Origin of the sequence: Kitasatospora sp. NPDC057518 (assembly GCF_042802075.1) — a bacterium.
GTDB lineage: Bacteria > Actinomycetota > Actinomycetes > Streptomycetales > Streptomycetaceae > Kitasatospora.
The window spans coordinates 1-3,165 of record NZ_JBHVEU010000674.1; the positions used below are offsets into that span (position 1 = coordinate 1).

1 protein-coding gene and 1 pseudogene are annotated in these 3,165 nt (G+C 78.5%); both read left to right on the top strand.

Annotation, left to right across the window (positions count from 1 at the left end):
* Positions 1 to 2,078, top strand: a pseudogene (locus ACFU7Z_RS38135) (serine protease); the annotation flags it as partial.
* A 65-nt stretch (positions 2,079 to 2,143) separates the two neighbouring features.
* Positions 2,144 to 3,088, top strand: a complete 945-nt coding sequence (locus tag ACFU7Z_RS38140; RefSeq protein WP_074006407.1) for a bifunctional riboflavin kinase/FAD synthetase — start codon at positions 2,144 to 2,146, stop codon at positions 3,086 to 3,088.
* Positions 3,089 to 3,165 lie beyond the last annotated feature (77 nt).

Genomic DNA, 3,165 nt, shown 5'->3' on the forward strand with positions numbered 1-3,165 from the left:
CGGTGCGGCCGGCCGGGCCGCGGCACCGGCGGGTGCGCCGGCTCGCGGCGGCGGTGGCCGGGCGGGTGCACGAGGCGGCCCGGCGGATGCTCGGCGGCCGGTCGGGCGGCGGGCTGGACCGGGCCGCCTTCGAGGAGCTGTTCCCGGTCGAGGGCGGCTGGGCCACGGCGGTGCTCGCCGAGGGCCTGTTCGTCCCGGCCGGGCCCGGGTTCCGCTTCGCGCACGGGGAGTTCGCGGACTGGCTGCAGGGCCGGCACCTGGACCTGGACGCGGCGCTGCGGCTGCTGCTCGGCGAGGCCGAGGACACCCCGCCGTGGCCCGCCGACGAGCCGGCGGAGCCCGGCGGCCACCCGGCGGCGGAGACGGCGGAGACGGCCGCCGGGGCGGACGCCGTCCCCCGGCACCGGATCGGCCCGGTCGCCGCCGCACTGCGCCGGGTGGCCGAGACCTGGGGCGCCGGCGCCCTGGACCCGTGGCTGCACCGGATCTGGCGCGCCCTGGACCTGCGCCCGCCGGGCAGCGAACCCGCCTGGTGGGCGGCCCGGTTGCTCGCCGAGGGCCTGGCCGCAGGCCCGGACCCGGCCGAACACCGGGCACTGCTCGACCAGATGGCGGCCCGGATCGCCGAACGGGCGGGCGGGACGGGCGCGGTGGCGCTCCCGGCGGCCGGGCTCGGCCGCTTCGGGCCGGCCTTCTGGACCGGCCTCGGCCTGCCCGTCGAGGCCGAACTCGCCCTGCTGCGCGGCCTGGTGGCCGCCGACGGCCCCGGGCAGCGCTTCCTCGCCGTGGTGGCCCAGCGGCTGCGCGCCGACCCGGTCGGGGTGTTCCCGCTGCTCTGTGCCTGGTTCGAGGACCCGCGCGGCCTGCCGGGCCGCCCGGGGCGCACCGTCGCCGACCTCGCCCACGACCTGCTGTACGCCCACCGGCGGCTCGCCCTGGACGAGTTGGCCGACGCGCTGGCCGCCGCCGCGCACCCGCGGGCGGACGCGCTGCTCACCGTGCTCGCCGCCGAGGAGCCGTCCGCGCTCTGCCGCGCGGTGGACCGCTGGAGCCACGACCGGCGGCCCGAACGGCACGTCGCGGCGGCCGTGCACGCGCTGCGGACCGCCCCGTACGCCGCCGGGGCCGGAGTCGAGCTGCTGCGGTACACCGCGCTGACCCTGCTCGCCCGCGAGGACGAGCCCGGTCTGCACGGGGCCGCGCTGGCGCTGCTGGTCGGCGATCCGGCGACCCGGGCCGAGCACCTGCCGGCCGCGCTCGCCCTGCTGCGGGCCGGCGGCGACGCCTTCCTCACCCCGCGGGCGCTCGCCCCGGCCCTGGAGAGCGACCCGGAACCCGTCCTGGCGGCCTTCGCCGAGTGCTCGGCCGCCCCCGGCGCGGCGCCCGCCGAGACGCTGCGGGTGCTCGCCGACGCCACCGCCCCGGCGGCCGTGCGGCGGGGCGCCGAGCTGGCCGCCGGGCTGCTGCGCGGGAACCCGGGGCTGGCCGGCCCGGTCGCCGTCGACTACCTCGGCCGCCGGCTGGCGCGCGCAGCCGCCGGCCCGGCCGACCGGCTGGAGCTGCGGGTGCTGATCGGCGCTGCGCTGGCGGCCCGCAGCGCGGCCGTCCGGCGGCCGTTCGCCGAGGTGCTGTCCGTCCCGGTGGCCGACCCGGCGGCGGACGCGCTGCGCTGCGAGCTGCTGGACACCCTGCTCGCCGCCGAGACCGACCCGGCGGTGCTGACCGTCGCCGTGGAGCGGCTCGCCGAGCACTGCGCGGCCGAGAACCCGGCCCGGGCCCGGGCGGTGCTGGCCCGGGCCGGCACCGGGCTGCCGGGCGCGGACGAGCTGCTGGTGCGCTGCGCCGGGCGGTCGGCGGCCTTCGCCCGGCTGCTCGCCCGGTGGCCGTCCGGGGCCGCGCCGACCGACCCGGACGGCCCCCGGCTGGCCCGGATGCGGGCCCTGGCGGCGGCCGGACGGGACCCGCAGTACGCCGCCGCGGAGGCCGAGCGGGCCGTCTCCGGGCGGGCCGCGGGGCCCTCGGCGGGCTCAACCCGTATTCCGGTGCCTGAGCCGGGGCAGGCGCATGGCACGCTATAGGGGTTCGGGTTTTGAGCGTTTGAGCGTACAGAGGGTACGCGCCGTACGGAACAAGGAGCGGTCAGGTGCAGCGCTGGCGTGGCCTGGAGGAGATCCCCGGGGACTGGGGACGCAGCGTCGTCACCATCGGCTCGTTCGACGGGGTGCACCGAGGACATCAGCTGATCATCGGGCGGGCGGTCGAGCGGGCCCGCGAACTGGGCGTCCCGGCGGTCGTGGTGACCTTCGACCCGCACCCGCGCGAGGTCATCCGCCCGGGCAGCCACCCGCCGCTGCTCGCGCCGCACCCGCGCCGTGCCGAGCTGATCGCGGAGCTGGGCGTGGACGCGGTGCTGGTGCTGCCGTTCACCACCGAGTTCTCCCAGGAGTCCCCGGAGACCTTCGTCCGGCAGGTACTGGTGGACGCGCTGCACGCGCGGGTCGTCATCGAGGGCCCCAACTTCCGCTTCGGGCACCGGGCGGCCGGGAACGTCGAGCTGCTCGGCGAACTGGGCCGGGCGGACGACTTCGAGGTCGAGGTGGTCGACCTCCAGGTGTGCGGCACGGCCGGGGACGGCGAGCCGTTCTCCTCCAGCCTGACCCGCCGGCTGGTGGAGACCGGGGACATGGCCGGCGCCAACGAGGTGCTGGGCCGTCCGCACCGGGTGGAGGGCGTGGTGGTGCGCGGCGCGCAGCGCGGCCGCGACCTGGGCTACCCGACCGCCAACGTCGACACCGTGCCGCACAGCGCGATCCCGGCGGACGGCGTGTACGCGGGCTGGCTGACCGCCGACGGCGAGCGGATGCCGGCGGCGATCTCGGTCGGCACCAACCCGACCTTCGACGGCACCACCCGCACCGTCGAGGCCTACGCCATCGACCGGGTCGGCCTGGACCTGTACGGGCTGCACGTGGCCGTGGACTTCCTGGCCTACCTGCGCGGGATGGAGAAGTTCGACTCCATCGACGCGCTGCTGGACCGGATGGCCGACGACGTCAAGCGGGCCCGCGAGCTGACCGACGGCATCTGAGCGACGGCATCCGAGCGACAGCGTCCGAGCGACGGCGTCCGAGGCGTCGCAGAACGACGGAAGGGGCCCACCGACAC